16 protein-coding genes are annotated in these 18,570 nt (G+C 63.0%); 9 read left to right on the forward strand and 7 right to left on the reverse strand.

The window, feature by feature from the left end; translation table 11 throughout:
• The first annotated feature begins 44 nt into the window (after positions 1-44).
• The 7 genes from I2H31_RS16580 (at position 45) to I2H31_RS16610 (ending at position 8,037) form a co-directional block, all read left to right on the forward strand.
• Positions 45-2,120, forward strand: coding sequence for a DNA polymerase III subunit gamma/tau (locus I2H31_RS16580; protein WP_196294165.1), 2,076 nt, complete (start codon positions 45-47; stop codon positions 2,118-2,120).
• A 231-nt stretch (positions 2,121-2,351) separates the two neighbouring features.
• Complete coding sequence (locus tag I2H31_RS16585) at positions 2,352-5,342, forward strand: M16 family metallopeptidase (protein ID WP_317192237.1); 2,991 nt, start codon at positions 2,352-2,354, stop codon at positions 5,340-5,342.
• Positions 5,343-5,473: 131 nt separating this feature from the next.
• Entirely contained in the window at positions 5,474-6,739 is a 1,266-nt protein-coding gene (gene icd / locus I2H31_RS16590; protein WP_196294166.1) for an NADP-dependent isocitrate dehydrogenase, read from the forward strand.
• 83 nt (positions 6,740-6,822) lie between these two features.
• Positions 6,823-7,203 carry a hypothetical protein gene (locus tag I2H31_RS16595; protein WP_196294167.1) on the forward strand — a complete coding sequence of 127 codons (381 nt, stop codon included), beginning with the start codon at positions 6,823-6,825 and terminating at the stop codon, positions 7,201-7,203.
• Positions 7,204-7,303: 100 nt separating this feature from the next.
• Positions 7,304-7,597 carry a type II toxin-antitoxin system HigB family toxin gene (locus I2H31_RS16600; RefSeq protein ID WP_196294168.1) on the forward strand — a complete coding sequence of 98 codons (294 nt, stop codon included), beginning with the start codon at positions 7,304-7,306 and terminating at the stop codon, positions 7,595-7,597.
• Between the two features lie 12 nt (positions 7,598-7,609).
• Complete coding sequence (locus I2H31_RS16605; RefSeq protein WP_196294169.1) at positions 7,610-7,816, forward strand: folylpolyglutamate synthase/dihydrofolate synthase family protein; 207 nt, start codon at positions 7,610-7,612, stop codon at positions 7,814-7,816.
• Positions 7,817-7,884: 68 nt separating this feature from the next.
• A complete protein-coding gene (locus tag I2H31_RS16610) occupies positions 7,885-8,037 on the forward strand; it encodes a hypothetical protein (RefSeq protein WP_196294170.1) in 153 nt (50 codons plus the stop codon).
• A gap of 422 nt (positions 8,038-8,459) precedes the next feature.
• Here the strand turns inward: I2H31_RS16610 and I2H31_RS16615 are convergent, their stop codons facing one another.
• Entirely contained in the window at positions 8,460-9,185 is a 726-nt protein-coding gene (locus I2H31_RS16615) for a hypothetical protein (RefSeq protein ID WP_196294171.1), read from the reverse strand.
• 356 nt (positions 9,186-9,541) lie between these two features.
• Between I2H31_RS16615 and I2H31_RS16620 the strand changes: the two genes are divergently transcribed.
• Positions 9,542-9,928, forward strand: coding sequence for a hypothetical protein (locus I2H31_RS16620; protein WP_196294172.1), 387 nt, complete (start codon positions 9,542-9,544; stop codon positions 9,926-9,928).
• A gap of 102 nt (positions 9,929-10,030) precedes the next feature.
• Here I2H31_RS16620 and I2H31_RS16625 read toward each other — a convergent pair whose 3' ends face one another.
• The 4 genes from I2H31_RS16625 to I2H31_RS16640 form a co-directional block, all read right to left on the reverse strand.
• The gene (locus tag I2H31_RS16625) at positions 10,031-11,398 is read right to left on the reverse strand and encodes a YHYH protein (protein ID WP_196294173.1); all 1,368 of its coding nucleotides are present in this window, start codon (positions 11,396-11,398) and stop codon (positions 10,031-10,033) included.
• Positions 11,395-12,492, reverse strand: a complete 1,098-nt coding sequence (locus tag I2H31_RS16630) for a cytochrome-c peroxidase (RefSeq protein WP_317192238.1) — start codon at positions 12,490-12,492, stop codon at positions 11,395-11,397. The genes I2H31_RS16625 and I2H31_RS16630 overlap by 4 nt, the downstream gene beginning before the upstream one ends.
• Complete coding sequence (locus I2H31_RS16635; protein ID WP_196294174.1) at positions 12,479-13,222, reverse strand: MbnP family protein; 744 nt, start codon at positions 13,220-13,222, stop codon at positions 12,479-12,481. The genes I2H31_RS16630 and I2H31_RS16635 overlap by 14 nt, the downstream gene beginning before the upstream one ends.
• A 119-nt stretch (positions 13,223-13,341) precedes the next feature.
• On the reverse strand, positions 13,342-14,742 hold the full coding sequence (locus I2H31_RS16640) for a mercuric reductase (RefSeq protein ID WP_196294175.1): 1,401 nt from the start codon (positions 14,740-14,742) through the stop codon (positions 13,342-13,344).
• A 153-nt stretch (positions 14,743-14,895) separates the two neighbouring features.
• On the opposite strand from I2H31_RS16640, the gene I2H31_RS16645 reads away from it, so the two are divergent.
• Entirely contained in the window at positions 14,896-15,630 is a 735-nt protein-coding gene (locus I2H31_RS16645; RefSeq protein WP_196294176.1) for a hypothetical protein, read from the forward strand.
• Between the two features lie 19 nt (positions 15,631-15,649).
• On the opposite strand, the gene I2H31_RS16650 is transcribed toward I2H31_RS16645, so the two are convergent.
• Together I2H31_RS16650 and I2H31_RS16655 are read right to left on the reverse strand one after the other, a co-directional pair.
• Positions 15,650-16,771 carry a hypothetical protein gene (locus tag I2H31_RS16650; RefSeq protein ID WP_196294177.1) on the reverse strand — a complete coding sequence of 374 codons (1,122 nt, stop codon included), beginning with the start codon at positions 16,769-16,771 and terminating at the stop codon, positions 15,650-15,652.
• 38 nt (positions 16,772-16,809) lie between these two features.
• Entirely contained in the window at positions 16,810-18,498 is a 1,689-nt protein-coding gene (locus I2H31_RS16655; protein ID WP_196294178.1) for an IPT/TIG domain-containing protein, read from the reverse strand.
• Positions 18,499-18,570: the final 72 nt, after the last annotated feature.

Genomic DNA, 18,570 nt, shown 5'->3' on the forward strand with positions numbered 1-18,570 from the left:
CTTCCAAAGCCGCCCGTTTCTGGGTAACTTTGTAGACAGAACTTATGGATAATTTCGTCGTTTCGGCCCGCAAGTACCGCCCTTCCACGTTTCGCAGCGTGGTGGGGCAGCAGCACGTCACCACCACGCTGCAGAATGCCATCCAGAGCCAGCACCTGGCCCAGGCGTTCCTGTTTTGCGGCCCGCGTGGCGTGGGCAAAACCACCTGCGCCCGCATCCTGGCCAAAACCATCAACTGCACCAACCTCACGGCCGAAACCGAAGCCTGCGGCACCTGCGCCTCCTGCGTGGCTTTCCAGGAAAACGCCTCGTTCAACGTGCACGAGCTGGACGCGGCCTCCAATAACTCGGTCGAAGATATCCGCTCGCTGGTGGAACAGGTGCGCTACGCCCCGCAGGCCGGCAAGTACAAGATTTACATCATTGACGAGGTGCACATGCTCTCGAACGCGGCCTTTAATGCGTTTCTAAAAACGCTGGAGGAGCCGCCGAGCTACGCCATTTTCATCCTCGCCACCACCGAGCGCCACAAGATTATTCCCACCATCCTGTCGCGCTGCCAGATTTTCGATTTCAGCCGCATTCGGGTGGAGGACATGCGCGGGCACCTGCGCTACGTGGCCACCCAGGAAGGCATCACCGCCGAAGACGACGCCCTGCACCTGCTGGCCCAGAAAGCCGACGGCGGCCTGCGCGATGCCCTGTCGATGTTCGACCAGATGGTGACCTTCGGCGGCAACAATCTCACCTACAAAGAGGTGGTGCAAAATCTGCACATCCTCGACTACGACTATTATTTCCGCTTAGTCGACAGCCTGCTGACCGAAAACCTCTCCGCCGCGCTGCTCTTGCTCGATGAGGTGATGCAGAACGGCTTCGACCTGCACAACTTCGTGGTGGGCACCGCCGAGCACCTGCGCGGCCTGCTCGTGTGCAAAGACGCCGTGACCGTGCAACTGCTGGAAGTGTCCGAGGGCATCCGGCTGAAGTACGTGCAGCAGGCCCAGGCCGCGCCGCTGGCTTTCCTGCTCTCGGCCCTGAACCTCATCAGCCAGTGCGACCGGGAGTTCAAGCAGGCCAAAAACCAGCGCCTCCACGTCGAGCTGGCCCTGATGAAGCTGGCCTACTTAAATGGCGCCGTGCAGTTCGTCCGCGAGCTAAGCCCCGCCGGTAACGGCGAGGCTAAAAAAAAAACTAGCAGCTTAGGTAACAGCGAAGCTCCGGCTCCCGCCAGCAACAGCAGCAACGGCCATGCCCAACCGGCGCCGACAGCTGCGGTACCTACGCCGGCCGCTTCGCACGCAGCCCCCGCGGCTTACGCCACCGAGTCGCTGGCCGCTTCTTATGCAACTGCGCCGCGCCCGGCGCCCGCGCCGGGTTCCGCCCCGCTCCCCATGCCGGCCGGTGCGCCCGTAGCCACCGGCCCGGCCCCGGCCGACGGCCCCGAGCCGCTGCCCGTGGAAAGCGGCGTGGAGGAATTGCACGACACGCCCAGCATCGAAGACGACCCGGCCGCGCCCGTCACCGAGCGCCACCAGATGCGCGACACGCTGCCGCACGTCGAAATCGGCGTGCCCAGCTTTGAGGGCATCGAGCCCGCGCCGCGCCCCACGCCCCAGGCCGCCCTTGCCAAAATCCCCAGTCTGGCCGGCAGCAAGCTGCCCAGCCTCAAAAGCCTGAGCAGCCGCACCGCCGCTACGGCCAATGCCGCCGCGGCATCGGCCGAGCCGCAGTCCACCAGCGGCCCGGTGGCGCCCACTGACCCCGCCGTGCTGCAGCGCGTGTGGCAGGAGCTGGCCGAGGAGCGCCGCGCCCAGGACCGCATGAGCGAGTTTTGGGTGCTGAACCGGCCGGTGACGGCCGACGCGGAGCACAGCATCGAACTGGCCGTGGATAACCCCATTCAGGTAGACCAGTTCAACGAAATGCGGGTGGAATTCCTGGCCGAGCTGCGCCGCCGCACCGGCAACCCGCGCCTCAACGTGCAACCGGTCGTGAACACGGCCGTGCCCACCGCCCGCAAGCTGTACACGTCTTCGGACAAGTTCGAGTACTTGGCCGAGCGGTTCCCCGCCCTGCGAGAGGCCAAGCAACGGCTGGGACTTGAGGCGGAGTTTTAGAACAATGCAAAAAAGGCAATGGGCCGCGCCACCGGAGACCTGCGGGTTTCTGGTGGCGCGGCCCATTGCCTTTTATTGCCGCAAACGTTTGGGGCGAGCCGCTTCCTCAAAGAGGAGACCAAACCCGGGATGAAACAATCTGCCAAGTTAAGACAAAATTTCGTTTTTTATTCCCCTATCAGCCAGCTACCTTTGTTTTTTGAATCCCCCAGCTACCCTCCTGCGCCCTTCGTGAAAAACAACTTTTTGCTGCTGTTTCCTGCCTTGGCAGTGTTAGGTTTTGCCACGCAGTGCCAATCAAGCAAGTCCGTTACGACGGCCCCGGTAGCGACCGCTGCCGCGCCTGCCGCCGCGCCTGCCGCCACTCCCGCCGCCCCGAAAGAATACCGCTACGAATCGGTGCCGGGCGACCCGCTGGGGGTACGAATTTATCATTTGGATAACGGGCTGACGGTCTACCTGTCGGACTACAAAGACGCCCCGCGCATCCAGACCTACCTGGCCGTGCGCGCCGGCTCGAAGAACGACCCCGCCACTGCCACCGGCCTCGCGCACTACCTGGAGCACATGGTGTTCAAGGGTACCTCGCAGCTGGGCACGCAGGACTGGGCCAAGGAAAAAGTAGAGCTCGACAAGATTGAGGCGCTGTACGAAGTGTACCGCGGCCAGCGCAACGACCCCGCCGCCCGCAAGCGCACCTACCACCAGATTGACTCGATTTCGGGCGTGGCCGCGCGCTACGCCGTGCCGAACGAGTACGACAAGGTAATGGGCGCCATCGGCGCGAAAGGCTCCAACGCCCACACCTCGAACGAGGAGACGGTGTACCAGGAGGACATTCCCAGCAACCAGTTGGAGAAGTGGGCCGCCATTCAGGCCGAGCGCCTGCGCGAAATGGTGCCCCGCCTGTTTCACACCGAACTGGAGGCCGTGTATGAGGAAAAAAACCGCGGCCTAGATTCGGACTTCAACAAGGAGTTTGAGGCGTTGAATGCCTCGCTTTACCCCACGCACCCTTACGGTACGCAGACGACCATTGGCACGATTGAGCACCTGCAAAACCCTTCCATCACGGAGATTAAGAAGTATTTCGGCCAGTACTACGTGCCGAATAACGTGGCGCTGTGTTTGAGCGGTGACCTGGATTTTGACCAGACCATCCGGGTTATCGACAAGTACTTTGGTGCCATGCCGAGCAAGCCGGTGCCGGCCTTCAACGCGCCGGTGGAGCAGCCCATTACGGCGCCCATTACCAAGGAAGTGCTGGGGCCGCAGTCGGAGAACGTGATGCTGGGCTTCCGCCTGCCGGGCAAGGCGTCAAAAGACGGCGTACGGCTGCGCATGATGGATAAAATCCTGACCAACGGCCAGGCCGGCCTCATCGACCTTGACCTGAACCAGCAGCAGAAGGTGCTGGAAGCCGCCTCGTTCACGGACCTGAACGACGACTACTCCACGCACGTCATCTACGGCACGCCGCGCCAGGGGCAGAAGCTGGAAGACGTGAAAGCCCTACTGCTGGGCGAGCTGGCCAAGGTGAAAGCCGGCAATTTTCCCGATTGGCTGATTCCGGCCATCATCAACAACGAGAAGCTGACGCGCACCAAAAGCTACGAAAGCAACGAAGCCCGCGCCAGTGCCATGTACGAGGCCTTTATCGAGCGCATCGACTGGAAAGACTACCTGCAGCAGCAGGACGATTTCGGCAAAATCACGAAGGCCGAAATCGTGAAATTCGCCAACGACAACTACGGCCAGAACTACGTGGCCGTATTCAAACGCACCGGCGTCGACCCCAACAAGGTGAAGGTGGTGAAGCCCGCCATCACGCCCGTGCCGGCCAACCGCGACGTGGCTTCGGCCTACTACAAGCAGCTCACGGCCCTGCCCAGCACGGACCTGCAGCCGGTGTTCGTGGACTACAAAAAGGACATTCAGGAAACCGAAATCAAGCCCGGCCTGCCGCTGTACTACACGCACAACGCCGAAAACGGCTTGTTCAGCCTGTACTACGTGTTCGACCTGGGCAAAAATCAGGACCCGCGCTGGAGCCTGGCCGCCGACTACCTGCAATACCTCGGCGCCGGCCAGTACTCGGCCGCGCAGCTGCAACAGGAATTCTATAAGCTGGGCTGCTCGTTCAGCGTGACCAGCGGCGCCGACCGCACCTTCGTAACCCTGAACGGCCTCGACAGCAACCTGGAGCCCGCCCTGAAGTTGTTTGAACAGCTGCTGAACGCGCCCAAGCCTGATGCCGCCGCCCTGAAAAACATGGTGGCCGGCGTGCTCAAGCAGCGCCAGGACGCCAAGCTCGAAAAGCGCGTGATTCTGAATCAGGCGATGGTGAACTACGTGAAGTACGGCCCGAAAAACCCCTTCACGAACATTCTGAGCGAGAAAGAGCTGAAGGCGCTGAAGCCGGAGCAACTCACGGCGCTGATTAAGAAGCTGCCGACGTACCAGCATCGGGTGTTGTACTACGGGCCGCGTCCGCAGGACGGCACCGTAGCCGTGCTCAAAGCCGACCATCAAACGCCCGCCAAGCTCACGCCCGCGCCTGCCGCCAAAGACTTCGCCGAGCAGCCGCTGAAGGACAAAAAGGTCTACTGGGTAGACTACAACATGGTGCAGGCCGAAATCCTGTTCCTGACCAAGGGCGATTTGTACAGCAAGGAACTGGCCCCGACGGTGGCGCTCTACAACGAGTATTTCGGCGGCGGCATGGGCAGCATCGTGTTTCAGGATTTGCGCGAGAGCAAGGCGCTGGCCTACTCGGCTTACTCCGGCTACTCGAACGCCGACAAGCTGGGCCGCTCCAACTACAACCTGAGCTACATCGGCACGCAGAGCGACAAGCTGCCCGAGGCCATGGCCGGCATGGAAGCCCTGCTCACCGACATGCCCGTGGCCGACGCCAACCTGGAAATTGCCAAAAACGCCATCCGCAACAGCATCAGCACGGAGCGCATCACCAAGGGCGACATCCTGATGAGCTACGAGCGCGCCCGCCGCCTCGGCCTGGATTACGACATCCGCCGCGACGTGTACGCCAGCACCCAGAAAATGACTTTCGACGAGTTGAAGAAGTTTCAGCAGGCCAAGATTAAAGGACAAAACCAGGTTATTCTTGTTATTGGCTCGAAGGACCGGCTGAATTTCAAGGAGCTGGCCAAATACGGCCAGGTGCAGCAGCTCACGCTGAAGGAGATTTTCGGGTATTAACCCACCAGTGGTTGAATGCAGGGAAGCACCTTATCCTGCCTGCACTCAGCGAGATTTTTACCAACGACGCCTGACGCGATAAGGTCCTTCGCTGCGCCCAGGACGACAGATTACTATAACACACGACCCACATGGCAGAGCAAAAAATCACCATTAAAAACGGCAAGCTGACCGTTCCGGACAAACCCACCATTCCCTTCATCGAAGGCGACGGCACGGGCCCGGACATCTGGCGCGCCTCCAAGCTGGTGTTCGACGCCGCAGTGGAAAAGGCCTACGGCGGCAAAAAGCAGTTGGTGTGGAAAGAAGTGCTGGCCGGTGAGAAAGCCTACAAAGCCACTAACAACTGGCTCCCCAACGAAACCCTCGACGCTTTCCGCGACTACCTGGTGGGCATCAAGGGCCCGCTGACTACGCCCGTGGGCGGCGGCATCCGCTCGCTGAATGTGGCCTTGCGCCAGGAGCTCGACCTGTATGCCTGCGTGCGCCCCGTGCGCTACTACGACGGCGTGCCATCGCCGGTGAAGCAGCCGGAGCTGACCAACATGGTCATCTTCCGCGAAAACACGGAGGACATCTACGCCGGCATCGAGTACATGAACGGCACGCCCCAGGCCCAGAAAATGCTCGAATTCCTGCAGGACGAGATGGGCGTGAAGAAAATCCGCTTCCCCGAATCGTCTTCGTTCGGCATCAAGCCGGTGAGCAAGGAAGGCACCGAGCGCCTCGTGCGCGCCGCCATCAAGTACGCCCTAGAAAACAAGCTGCCCAGCGTGACGCTGGTGCACAAGGGCAACATCATGAAGTTCACCGAAGGTGCCTTCAAAACCTGGGGCTACGAGCTGGCCGAGAAGGAATTCGGCGCCAAGGTGTTTACCTGGGCCCAGTACGATAAAATCGTGGCCAAGCAGGGCGTGCAGGTGGCCGATGCCCTGCAAAAGCAAGCCCAGGAGCAGGGCAAGCTCATCGTCAAGGACAGCATCGCCGATGCCTTCCTGCAGCAGATTCTGCTGCGCCCCGCCGAGTACTCGGTGGTGGCCACGCTGAACCTGAACGGCGACTACATCTCCGACGCGCTGGCGGCCATCGTGGGCGGCATCGGCATCGCGCCGGGCGCCAACATCAACTACCTCACCGGCCACGCCATCTTCGAAGCCACCCACGGCACGGCCCCCAAATACGCCAACCAGGACAAGGTGAACCCCGGCTCGGTCATCCTCTCCGGCGTGATGATGCTGGAATACCTGGGCTGGAAAGAAGCCGCCGCCCTCATCAACAAAGGCCTCGAAGCCGCCATCGCCAGCCGGCGCGTGACCTACGACTTCGAACGCCAGATGGAAGGCGCCACGCTCCTGAAAACAAGCGAATTCGGCCAGGAGATTGTGAACAATATGTAGTAGCTTGGCGGCTGCCTACCCAACCAGAGAAACCCCCGCGTCGGCTGCAAGGCTGGCGCGGGGGTTTGTTTATTCACGACATTATGAGAAGAAATAATTACCTGCTCGCCGGCTGGGTTTTATTATTAATTACAGCAATAGCTAGTTTGTATTTTTACTTATTTCACTTTGAAGCTACGCTCTACTTTATAGCTACTTCTTCTGAGAGAGTTAAAGATGTTTCTCATATGAGCCCACAAGATGAATATGAATTGTATGATACAATAATTCCTTATAAACAGCCTGCCTTTTTTACCCAGTTTGCTTTAGTTATCTCACTATTTATTTACACCATAATTATTCGCCGATATCTTGATTTGATTGTTGTCAGAGTAGTTTACTGGATAACATTGTTATTGATGATTTTATTTTCGCTACTAACACTGGCAATGCCATTCATCCCGTATGGGGGAATGGTTGGTTAAAGCTTTTAAGATACACTACTGGCCGGAACCAGTGGATGGCTTGGCCTTGGTGCTTTCGTCGCCCGCCGCGTTATTCTGTAATACTGCTTTCCCGAATTTAATGGTCATCATCAAGCTACAGCCGCTGCGGGAGTTTCTCGAAGCGTACCCCGATGCCCGCGCCAGCCTCAGCCAGTGGATTGCGACGGTGGAGCAGGCCGATTGGGGAACGCCGAACGAGTTGAAAGCCGTTTACCCCAATGCCTCGCTGGTAGCCAACGACCGGGTGGTATTTAACATTAGTGGCAACAAATACCGCTTGGTCGTCCTGATTATCTACCGGGTGCGAACGGTCTTTATCCGCTTCATCGGCCCGCACAGCGCTTACGACAAACTTGATGTTGCCACCATTTAATTATCTTTCGTTATGCTAGCCATCCAAACCATTACCACCGTTTCGCCCATCCGCACCGATGCCGAATTAGCGCAGGCTCACATCCGGCTGGATGAATTGATTGCCGCGAATGCCTACGATTCGCCTGTGCAGGACGTGCGCGACGAGTTTGAGGTCCTGACTGCACTGATTTACTACTACGAGCAGCGCACGAGGAAGCCCAGCGAGTTTGCCGCTTAGCAACCCCCGGCACTTTTGCCGCCCGCCGCGTAGTTTAGCAAACGCGCACCACCAAGCCCCTTCCTGCCATGACCAAAGAGCAAATTCTAGAAACTGTTCAGCAACTGCCCGACAACTTCGAGCTAGAAGACCTTTTTGAGCGCCTGCTGTTTATGCAGCGGCTGGAACAGGCTGCGCAGAACAACGTGGTTTCTTTCGAGGATGCCTGCAAGCTTGTCTGATACAACGCATCAAATATTGAAGACAAAGCAAGATGCTGATTGGGTATTTCGACTGGGCATTCATCATGCTTTTGGTAGGGCTGAATCTCAAATATCGCAATTGGGTAATAAGCTTTAATCAGGGGTGCTTGGTTGGGTTAGTAATTTTTGGTTTTGCACTACCGCTAATTTCGATAGCTATTGAGTTTCGAATTAGTGAATGGCAAAGAGGACCCATGATTGATGCGCTTGAGATGGCATACACCTATTTGCGATTTCCTCTGTATTGGATATTGTACTTGCTACAATGTGTTGTTCTAACCTTTCGAAAGGGAATAAGGAATGAGTACTGAGGCCAGTGAATTACCACGCATGCTTAGATATAAAAAAGGGCACCCGCATTGCGCAGGTGCCCTTTTTCGTAACCTAATTACGTCAGCCACCTACGTCGCCTTCGGACCCTTCGCGGCATCGCCGTCCTTTTGCTCGCGGCGCACCTGCTGCAAAATCTTGCGCAGCGTGTAGTCCTGCAGCTTCACCTTGTCGGCGGTTTGGTAGAGGCTTTTGCCGTCGTCGAGCAGGTGCTTCATCGGGGCGAAGAGGGCGCGGTAGAGCGTCACGTTGGCGGCCGTGAGCAGGCGCTGGTCGCTGAGGCTGCTGCCCTGGGCGGTGCTGTCGGCCACCAGCTGGTCGTAGAGCTCCTGCAGTTGGTCGATTTCGGCCTGGGTCTGGCCTTTGGCCAGCAGCGCGGCCTGGTTGGCTTCGATGTTTTGCAGCAAGGTGCGCAGCGACTCGGCCAGGCCCTCGTGCTCGTCGTTGTTGCGGTCGTGGCGCACGGCTTCCACGCCGAACTTTTTGGCCGCCACCGTGAGGCCCTCGGCGCGGCGCAGCCGGGCTTCGAGGCGGTTGAGCAGCTGCGGCAGGGCCTCAAGCAGCGTCTCGATGCGGGCCGTGATGGCCCCGCGCCGGGCCACGGCCACGCTGCTGCGCACGGCCTTTTCTACGGCCAGCACGGCCGCGTCGTAGTCGGCCAGGAACTTGGGTTTGTAGTCCTCGGGCAGCAGTTCCCGGAAATCGGGTTGGTCGCGCACGTAGCTGGCGCGCAGCCGGCGGGCCACGGGCAGCAGCTCATCGATGCGGAAAGAGAAGGGTAGACGTTCGTCAGCCATTGGGAAAGAGGGAAATAAAGTGAAAATGCAATGCGCAATAGTACCGCTTTTTCCCGACTGGCCGCGCCCGCCCGCGGAACCTCGTCCCAACCGCGCGGAACCCGTGCCCGAGCGTGCGGAACGCACCCCCGGATGCGCGGAACCGTCTCCCGGGCCCGCGGACCCTTTCCCGGACGCGCGGACCGCCCTTCCGGCTGCGCGGACCGCCTTCCCGGATGTGCGGAACGTCCTCCCGGATGCGCGGACCGCCTCACCAGGGGCGCGGACCCCGCCGCCCGTTGCCCAAAAGCGAAACGCGGGTATCTTGGGGCCGTATTGTACCCCTCCATTCTTCCTCCCGCTTCCCCGCCCGCCCCATGCGCATCTCCGGCAAAGGTTTCTGGTTGTTGATTTTGGTGTCGGCCTGCCTGCTGCTCAGCTCTTGGCTGCCGGCCCACCACAAGCTCTGGTTCGTGAGCGAAACCGGCCACGTGGGCCACGGCCAGGCCCTGAACGGGCTGCTGATTCTGCTGCTGTTTGCGCGGTGGAAGCACGCCCGCCCCCTCGCCCTGCTGGTGAATGGGTTCCAGTTTCTATTCGGGGCTTTGATTTTGTTCACCGCCTGGAAGTGGGGTGGCCCCGTGTTGGGCTACAGCCTCACCACCGCGCTGCACCTCGTGGCGCTCAAGGTGCTGAACGATTCCAAATCGGTGCGCGAATACTTGGAGGAAAAACCGGCGGAGTTAGACACACAGTCCACCTAAATCAGGCCGTAGCGAACCGTAGCGCGGACTTTGCAGTCCGCGTCCCCGCGCCGTTCGGTAGTCGTTTGGCTATCCGTCCGGGACGCGGACTAAAAGTCCGCGCTACTCCACCACCACCTTGGTCACGGTGCTGCCGGCGCGCACCAGGTAGGTGCCCGCGTGCAGCGTCTGGGTGTCGAAGTAGCACATCGTGGAGCCGGGCACCAGCGTTTGGCGGGCCACCACGCGGCCGCTCAGGTCGAGCAGCTCCACGGGCTGGGCCTGGCTGCTGGCCACGGCGGCCTGCACCACCAGCAGGTCGTGGGCGGGGCTGGGGTACACGGTCAGGCGCAGGTTTTCGGCGGCGCGGGCCGTGCTGCTCACCACCGGCGCATACACCGTCACGGGCTCGTTGATGACGACTTGCGTGGAGCCCGCGCCGGGGCCCATGAGGGGGAAGTTGGCGGTTTCGACCACGCCGTAGTAGGTCGGCCCCAGCACGTAGGGGTACACCGAATTGCCGTTGCGGTCGATGGTGGCGAAGTAGGCGTAGGTGCCGTTCGGGTACTCCGGCGTCTTGCAGAAGCGGCCGTTGTGGCTGTCGAGGTCGCCGGAGTTGGCCACGTACTCAAAGTCCTCAAAATAGCTGCCCAGGGGCTGGGCCGCCAGCGTGGGGCCCACCTGGCTGGCCGTGGAGCCGTCGGGCAGGGTGGTGCGGCTGCTGATGCTGCGCTTGCGGTAGGAGGGCACCATGCGCTTGAGGGCGCCGGGCGTGGTGGGGGTGGCGTAGCCGTAGCCGCCGTAGATGGGGAAACCGTCGAAGGCAAAACCGATGAGCGGGCCGTGCCGGGTGCTGTCGGGCACGTAAAGGCCATCGGCCAGGTACACGTTGCACACCGTGGAGAGCGGCACGGTGGCGATGTTGAAAGCCGACGGGTTCTGGTGGTGGTGGTAGCTGCCGCCCACCAGCGTGCCCCCTGGCCCGCCCTGAAACACCGGCGACGGGTGCCCCTTGGCGCAATCAAACCCGGCGTTTTCGAACATGATGGCGTTTTGGTGCCATACGCCGCCGTTGTTGTAGCTGCGGCCGTCGGCGTAGTTATACACCGGCACGCCGTTGATGAGCACGCCGGTATTGCCCATGCCCACGGCCGTGGGCGTGCCGGTGTTGGCCTGCGGCGTCAGGGGCAGCTTGAACAGGTAGCGGCGGTTGCTAGCCTGCGAGGGGTTGTTGTCGAGGTAGGGCCCGACGACGTAGGCCGGCAGCCCCGAGCAGTTCACGTACACGCTACTGGCGGAGTAGCGCACGCGCTGCACGTTGGCGTGGGCCGTGTCCTGCACGGGCGTGGGGTTGCCGCTGAGGTAGTGGCGGGCGCGCACGTTGGTGGTGTTTTGCAGCCATTTGGTGATGGCCGGATTGGTCTGGCCGAAGGCGGCTGGCAGCACCGGTAAGGCCAGCACAGCGGCCAGGGAGAGGAGGTGGCGGGTCATGGAGTAGGAATGGGTTGGATGGCAGCTGGGTCGGTGGGAAATGCCGGGCCCGCGCCGGGGTAAGCAAAGCGGGAATCGGTCAGGAAATCGTGGTCGGTCAGCGTCAGCAGGAAGGCGGTGAGGTCCTTCTGCTCATCGGGCGAGAGGCGCAGCGGCGCGCGGAGCTGGGGCGCCAGCGTGGCGCTTTGGTGCAGGCCGGCGGTGTAGTGGTGCAGCACGTCGCGCAGGCGCCGGAAGCGGCCGTCGTGCATGTAGGGCGCCGTCCGCTCGATGTTGCGCAGCGAGGGCACCCGGAACCGCAGCGAGTCTGCGGCCCGGCCCGTGATGGCCGCCCGTCCCGCATCCGGCGCCTGCGAATCGAGTGCCAGCCCGTTGTTCTGAAAGGAGTAGTCGGTGAACAGCGGCTCGCGGTGGCAACTGGCGCAGTTGGCCCGAAACAGTGCCAGCCCGTTCAATTCCTGCGCCGAAAACTCCCCGCCGGCCTCGTGGCGCACGTACTTATCGTAGCGCGAGCGGTACGACACCAGCCCGCTCGTGAACTGCGCCAAGGCCAGCAGCACCCGCTGCCCCGTCACCACCGAGTCGCCCCGAAACGCCCGTGCAAACTGCCCCCGGTATGCCCGGGAGCGGGTGAGCGTGCCCACCACGGCGGCCAGCGTGTTGTCCATCTCCGCCGCGTTGGTGATGGGGTTGAGGGCCTGCACGTCGAGCTGGTTCACGCCCCCGTCCCAGTGAAAAGTGGGGTTCCAGGCCAGGTTGACAAGGGCAAGGGAGTTGCGCCGCCCCAGCCGCCCCTCAATGCCGTGGCTCACCGCGTGGTCGACGTGCGTGAAGCCGGTGGCCTGTAAATGGCAGCTGGCGCAGGAAATGGTGCCGTCGCGCGACAGGCCAGGGTCATAAAACAAAGCTCGGCCCAGCGCCACGCCGGCCCCGGTGAGCGGGTTGCGGGTGGCGTCGTACGTGGGCCGGGGCCAGCCGGCGGGCTGCACCAGCGGCACCGGGCCGCCATCGGCCGGCGCTGGCCCAAAAGCCACCGCGCCCAGCAGCGTCAGGCTTGCGGCCGCCAGGGCCAGCCAGCGGCTAGCGGCGCGCACGGGCCGAGGGGGTTGCGGCCGCCGCAGCGGGCCAGCGGAACATGGCCGCCACGCGGTCGGCCTGGGCAGCGGCGGCGGCGCCGGGCACCTGCACGTCGGGCGTTTGGGCCAGCGGCGCGGCGCCGAGCCATTTATCGGCGTCGGCCAGCAGCGTCAGGGTTGCGGCTGGGCTGGGCGTTGGCAGCGGCAGCCGCACCGGGCGCCGGGTGGCGTAAGGCCGCGCGTACCCGCCGATGTGGAAGGCAAACGCTCGGCGCACGCTGGCGGGCCGGCTGGGGCTGTGGCCCTCAATCTTAGCGTTGATGTATCCGCTCTGCCAGGCCCAGTACATGCCCAGGGCGGGGTCGAGGGGGCCGCCCTGGGCGCCGCCAGTGCTGGCCGCACTGTCAATGCCCACGCTGAAGGCCACGGCCGCTACCGGCTTGGCTGGCGCCTGGGGCAAGTCGATAATCCAGGAATTAGCTTCCTCCAAATCCAGTAAGTGAGCCGCGGCAGGGTCGTGGTAAGTGGTGCCGTCCGTAAAATGCAGGGTGAGCGGGCCCAGGTAGCAGCGCAGCATGGTCACGCTCACGTCGTCGCCGGCCGAAGTGCGTACGGCCGGGCCGTCCAAAACGAGCGGAATCGTTTGCAGCACCGGCTGCACTACGATGCGCCGCCCCGGCATGGCAGCCGGCCGCAAGCCTGGCAAAGCCAGCAGCGCCACAAAGCAGGACAGCAAACGGAAAATCACGGGCTTAGCGGGCAGATGCTATTCGGTACAGCACAATGCTACGCGCCATTGCTTGCGCGCGCGCCGCCCACTCGACCAATGGAAGCCTGCACTCGACCAATTGCGAACTGCGCGCGCCGTTATTCGCCCGGCTTCAGCCGCTGGAAAGCGTTGTTCAGCACTTCGGCCCAGGTGGGGTGGGCCAGTATCATGTTTTCCAGCTCCTGGTAGCGCAGCCGGCCGGCCATGGCCAGTTGGAACATGGTCATGATTTCGCCGCCCTGCTCGCACAGCACGGCCGCGCCCAGCAGGCGGTCGTCCTCGCCCACCAGCACTTCCACGAAGCCATCCGTCTCGCCCGTTTGCACGGCCCTGCCGATGGTGCGGGCCGGCAGCCGGCTCACGCGGTAGGCGATGCCTTGTTCCTTAGCCTGGTTTTTCGACAAGCCGATGCGGCCCAGCTGCGGTTCCGTAAACACCACGTAGGGCAGGGGCCGGTGCGCGGTGGTGCGCTGCCCGGAGTGCAACAGCGCGTCGCGCACAATGCGGTAGTCGTCGTAGCTGATGTGGGTGAATTGCGGGCCGCCCTTCACGTCGCCCAGCGCGTACACGCCACGGGTGCTGGTTTGCAGGTGCTCGTTGACTTCAATGTAGCCCTTTTTGTTGAGCGTGATGCCGGTGTGCTCCAGGCCGAGGTGCTGCGTGTTGGGCTCGCGGCCCACTGCCACCAGCAGGTGGCTGCCGCTGAGGCGGCGCTCGCCGTCCTTAGTGTCCACGGTGAGGGTGATGCGGCCGTCGGCGGCGCGGGCCACGCGGTGGGTTTCGGCGCCCAGCACCAGCTCCACGCCCGAGGCGGTGAGCAACTCTTCCAGCGGGTGGCTCACGTCGGGGTCTTCGCGGGCCATGAGGCGCGGTTTGGTGTCGACGACGGTGACGCGGGTGCCCAGCCGCCGGAACATCTGGCTGAATTCAACCCCGATGTAGCTGCCGCCCATGATGAGGAGGTGCTCGGGCTGCTCGGTGAGGCCGAGCAGCAGCGAGTCGCTGGTGAGGTAGCCGCTGTCGGCCAGCCCCTCGATGTCGGGCACGGCCGCCCGGGTGCCGGTGTTGATGAAAATAAGCGGGGCCGTGAGCTGCTGCTCGCCGCCCCCAACCAGGGCAATGCGCAGGCTGTGCGGGGCCGTGAACTGCGCCCGGCCGCGGATGAGGGTGATGCCGTCGCGGTCCTCGGTAAGCTTGCGGTGGAGGCTGTCGCGCGAGTTCTGGCGCAGGCGGTGCATGCGTTCGATGACGGCCTGGAAATCCACTTCCGGCTCCGGGGCTTTGATGCCCAGCTCGCCGGCGGTGCGCACGTGGTGGGCCCGCTGGGCCGAGGCCAGCAGCGCCTTGGTGGGCGCGCAGCCGTAGTTGATGCAGGAGCCGCCCAGGTAGTCGCTTTCCACCATGGCCACGCGGCGGCCGGCGGCGGCCAGGGCGTAGGCGAGGGGCGTGCCGGCCTGGCCGGCCCCGATAATGATGGCATCAAATGAATCAGCAGGCATGGGGTGGGGGAGGCGAATGGTTGGTGCTACATACGGCCGGGCTTGCGTGCCCGGCTGAGCGCCGCCGCAGAAAACCGCCGCGATGTGCGGCGGAAACCCGAACTTGCCGTATCTGACGTGGTCCGCCGTCTTTTTTTCTTCGCTCTGCTATCCATGAAGCACTTGCTGCGCCTCACTTTTCTGCTGGTACTTGGGGGCCTCACCGGCTGCGCCTCGCTCTACTTTCCGCCGCCGCCGCACGCGCCCATGCTCACGCACCAGGGCGAATTTTACGGCGCCGTGAGCACCAACCAGCACACCAACTACGCCCTGCAGGGCGCCTACGGCCTCACCAACCACCTGGCCGTGGCGGGTACGTTCTCGTCGTTGCACCGCAAGAAATCCGACAAAACCGAAGACATCGACTTCGGCGAAGCCAGCCTGGGCTACTTCACGCGCCTGCCCGACAAGCGCGTGCTGGAAGTGTACGTGGGCGGCGGCGGCGGCGCCACCCGCCGCATCGAGCGCAACGACGCCCAGCTCGCCACCCGCACCCTCGACGGCAGCCTGTCCAAAATCTTCGCCCAAGTGAACTACGCGAAGAAAAAGCAAAACAGCCTGCACCTGTTCAACCGCGACTTCCCGCTCACCTACGGCGCCGCCATGCGCCTGAGCTACATGCAGCTCAACAACTTCACCATCGACAACCTTCCCGCGCCGGGCGAAAACAATGTGTTTTTCGAGCCCATCACCTTCACCCGCACCCAGATTGCGGGGCCGGTGCAGCTGCAGCTCATCAGCGGGCAGATTTTCGGCTTCCGCAACAACAAGTACCTGAAAGCGGCCAACTCGGTGTTTCAGGTGGGCATTGTCATCAACCTGGACAAAAACACCACGCTGGACGACTAGCCCGCAAGCGGCTTCTTTCCTATTGCGGCTTGCTCTCGAAGAAGGTTTTGAGCGGGCGCTTGAAAAGGCCGCCGGTGGTGGTCACGTACACCGTGTCGCGCAGCTGCTCGATGCCGGTGATGGCGGTTTGGCCCAGCCCGTCGTTCTTGAGCTCGCGCACGCGCCCCGTGCCGCCGTTCCACCGCAGGGAATACAGCTGGTTGAACGGGCGCACATAGCCCACCAGACTATCGCCCAGCACCTTAAATCCGCTGCTACGCAGCACCGACGGCACGCCCGTGTACGTGCGCCAGGTTTCCCCGGCGTCGGCCGACACCAGCAGGTTGCTGAGCCCGGCGTGCGCGTACACCTGGCCTTGGTACTTGTAAAAAGCCGTGACGTTATCCTGGCTGCTCACGAGCCGGACGGAGCCGTCCTGCTTTATTTTAAAGACGCTGCCGCCCGTCAGGGCCACCAGGAAATAGTCGTCGATGGCGGTGATGCGCAGGATGTAGGCCCCGGCCGTGGGCACCACGCCCGGCAGGGTGAGCACCCGGGGCTGGACCTGCAACACACGAAACGCATCGAACGTCACTGGGGCCAGCACCAGCCGGATGGCCGGGTCGGTGGGGCCCGCAGCAGTGCGGCGATAGCCCAGCAACAAGTACCGGTTCTGGTTGATGGCCGCAAATTGGTAGTCGCCCTGCGACGATTCTCCGGCCAGCGCCTTGTAGGTAATGGCCTGCGGGTCGAGTTGATGCAGCCGGATGTCCACCGAATAATCCGAGTCAGCCGCATTGGCGTAGGGGGTCACCCGCACTAGCGTATCCGTCAGGGGCCGGGCATACACGTCGGCCGCTAGCGGAAACCGCACGCTCACATCGGTGCCCGCAAAGCCGAGGACCGACAGGTACGGCTGGCCACTCACGCCCGGCGCGGCCTTCCACACGGCGGAGGCCGTTTGCAGGTACAGCGAACTGGCGTCTTTGCCGGTGCTCAGCAGGACTTTGTTGAGGCCGAAAAAGGTTTTCTCCTCGACCCAGCTGTAGGTCTTGTCCACCTCTTTGATTTGAACGTCGGTGTCCTTCTTGCACGCGCTGAAACTCAGCCCAGCGGCCAGCAGCAAGGCCAGGCGTGGGAGGGGAAATGATTGAAAGAGCATGGGGGATAAGTAAGAAAGCGGAAAAATACCGCGCCGGGCTATTCTTTCCGCAGGCGCAGCGTGCGCTGGCCTTCGGGGCTGGCCAGGTGCAGCTGGTAGATGCCGGCCGGCAGGCTCGCGGGCAGCCGCAAGCCGTCGCGCCCGGCCACGGCCACCGGGCCCAGCACCTGGCGGCCCAGCAGGTCGTAAAGCGTTGCCGTGGCCGCCTCCACGCCGCTTCCGCTGAAGAACACCTGCTCCTGGACCGGGTTGGGGTACGCCTGCCAGCCGGCCATCAGGTGGCTCGGCTGCGCAGCAGTGCCCAGGCTGTAGTCGGTGATGCCCACGTCGTCGAGGTTGATGCGCGGGTTGGTGGCCGCCGCAGTGTTGGTGCTCCGGAAGCGCAGGCGCACGTTGCCCACCCGGTTGGCCGTGAACGAATACGGCGTGAGCGTGCCCGTGAGCACCGGCGGGGCGCTGCCGCCCAGCAGGCTGGCGTACGTCACGCCGCCGTCGGTCGAAATTTCGGGCACGAAGGAAACGCCGGTTTCGGTTCCGTAGGTAGCGGCGCTCACCGTCACCACGCCCGCGCCGTTGGACTTGTCAGTGTCCATTTCGATGAAGCCGCCCCCGCGGAGGCGCGCGCCTTTGGCTCCGTTGAACTTGTCGGCCCCGGCGGTGGTGCCAATCAAGGCTTCGCCAAACGTCCAGCCGCCGCTTTGCAGCAGCACCGAAGCGGCGGCGTAAGAGCTTTTGGTGCCCTGTTCAAAGTCCTCGAAAAAGGGCGGCCGGGGCGGCGGCACCACGAACACGCTGGGGCTCACGGCGCCGCCGTTGCCGTTCGTGAGCGTGATGAAGCCCGTGGTGGCCCCGGCGGGCACCACCACGTAGTACTCCCGGTCAGACGGAATCCGAGGGGCCGCGGCGGCCGCAGTACCATTGAAAAAGATGGCGCTGCCGCTACCGCTCGAAACATAAAGATTGGTGCCATAAATGGTAACCAGGGTGCCTGGAGGGCCACTTGTAGGCGAGAATCCGGTGATGGTGGGCGGGCTGGGATTGATGGTAAAGAACTTCATGCCGCCGCTGCCGCCCCCGCCGGGCGGTGGGTTGCTGGCATAGAAATACGAAACCATGGGGGTCGCGACACTGGGCAACGTGACCAGCGCCGTGAGTTGCGTGGGAGAAACATAGGTGGCCGTGATGTTGCTGGCAAGGCCGGCCTGAAAACTGACCGAGGCCCCCGGCACAAAGCCGCTGCCATAAAAGGTGATGAGCACCTGCGTGCCGCCGGGCCCGGAAGTGGGCGAAATGCTGTTGAGCACGCTGGGCGGGTTGGGCGTGGCGGCCGCCGTCACCGAGCCCGCCACCGCCACGTTCTGCGTGGCGGCGCCCGGGCTGGCAATGGTCACCACGCCGCTCACGGAGCCCAGGGCGGCGCCCGTCAGGCGCACATACAGCGGAATGTTGACCACGCTGCCGTTCGTCTGGGTCAGAATTTGGCTGGCACTGAAATTAAAGCCCGACGTCCACGACACCTCAAAGCCGGCGGGCGCAGTGGCCGTCACGTTGCCGGTCAGGCCCGTGCCGTTCACCGTCACCGCTTGCTGGGCCGAGGGCGTGCCCACCGCCGTGGTGAAGCCGCTCAGGCTGGCGGGCGCGGCCGTGAGCACCGCCTGGCCGTGGGCGGCCCAACTGGCGAGCAGAAGAATCAGCAGCAGAAAATAAGGAGTAGCGGGTGCTTTCATAGGGATTGGGCGCACGGGTGGTGAAGTACGCTCCGCCAAAGTACAATGAAAAAGCCCCAGCCGTGGTGGCTG

Source organism: Hymenobacter ruricola (assembly GCF_015694525.1).
Lineage (GTDB): Bacteria > Bacteroidota > Bacteroidia > Cytophagales > Hymenobacteraceae > Hymenobacter > Hymenobacter ruricola.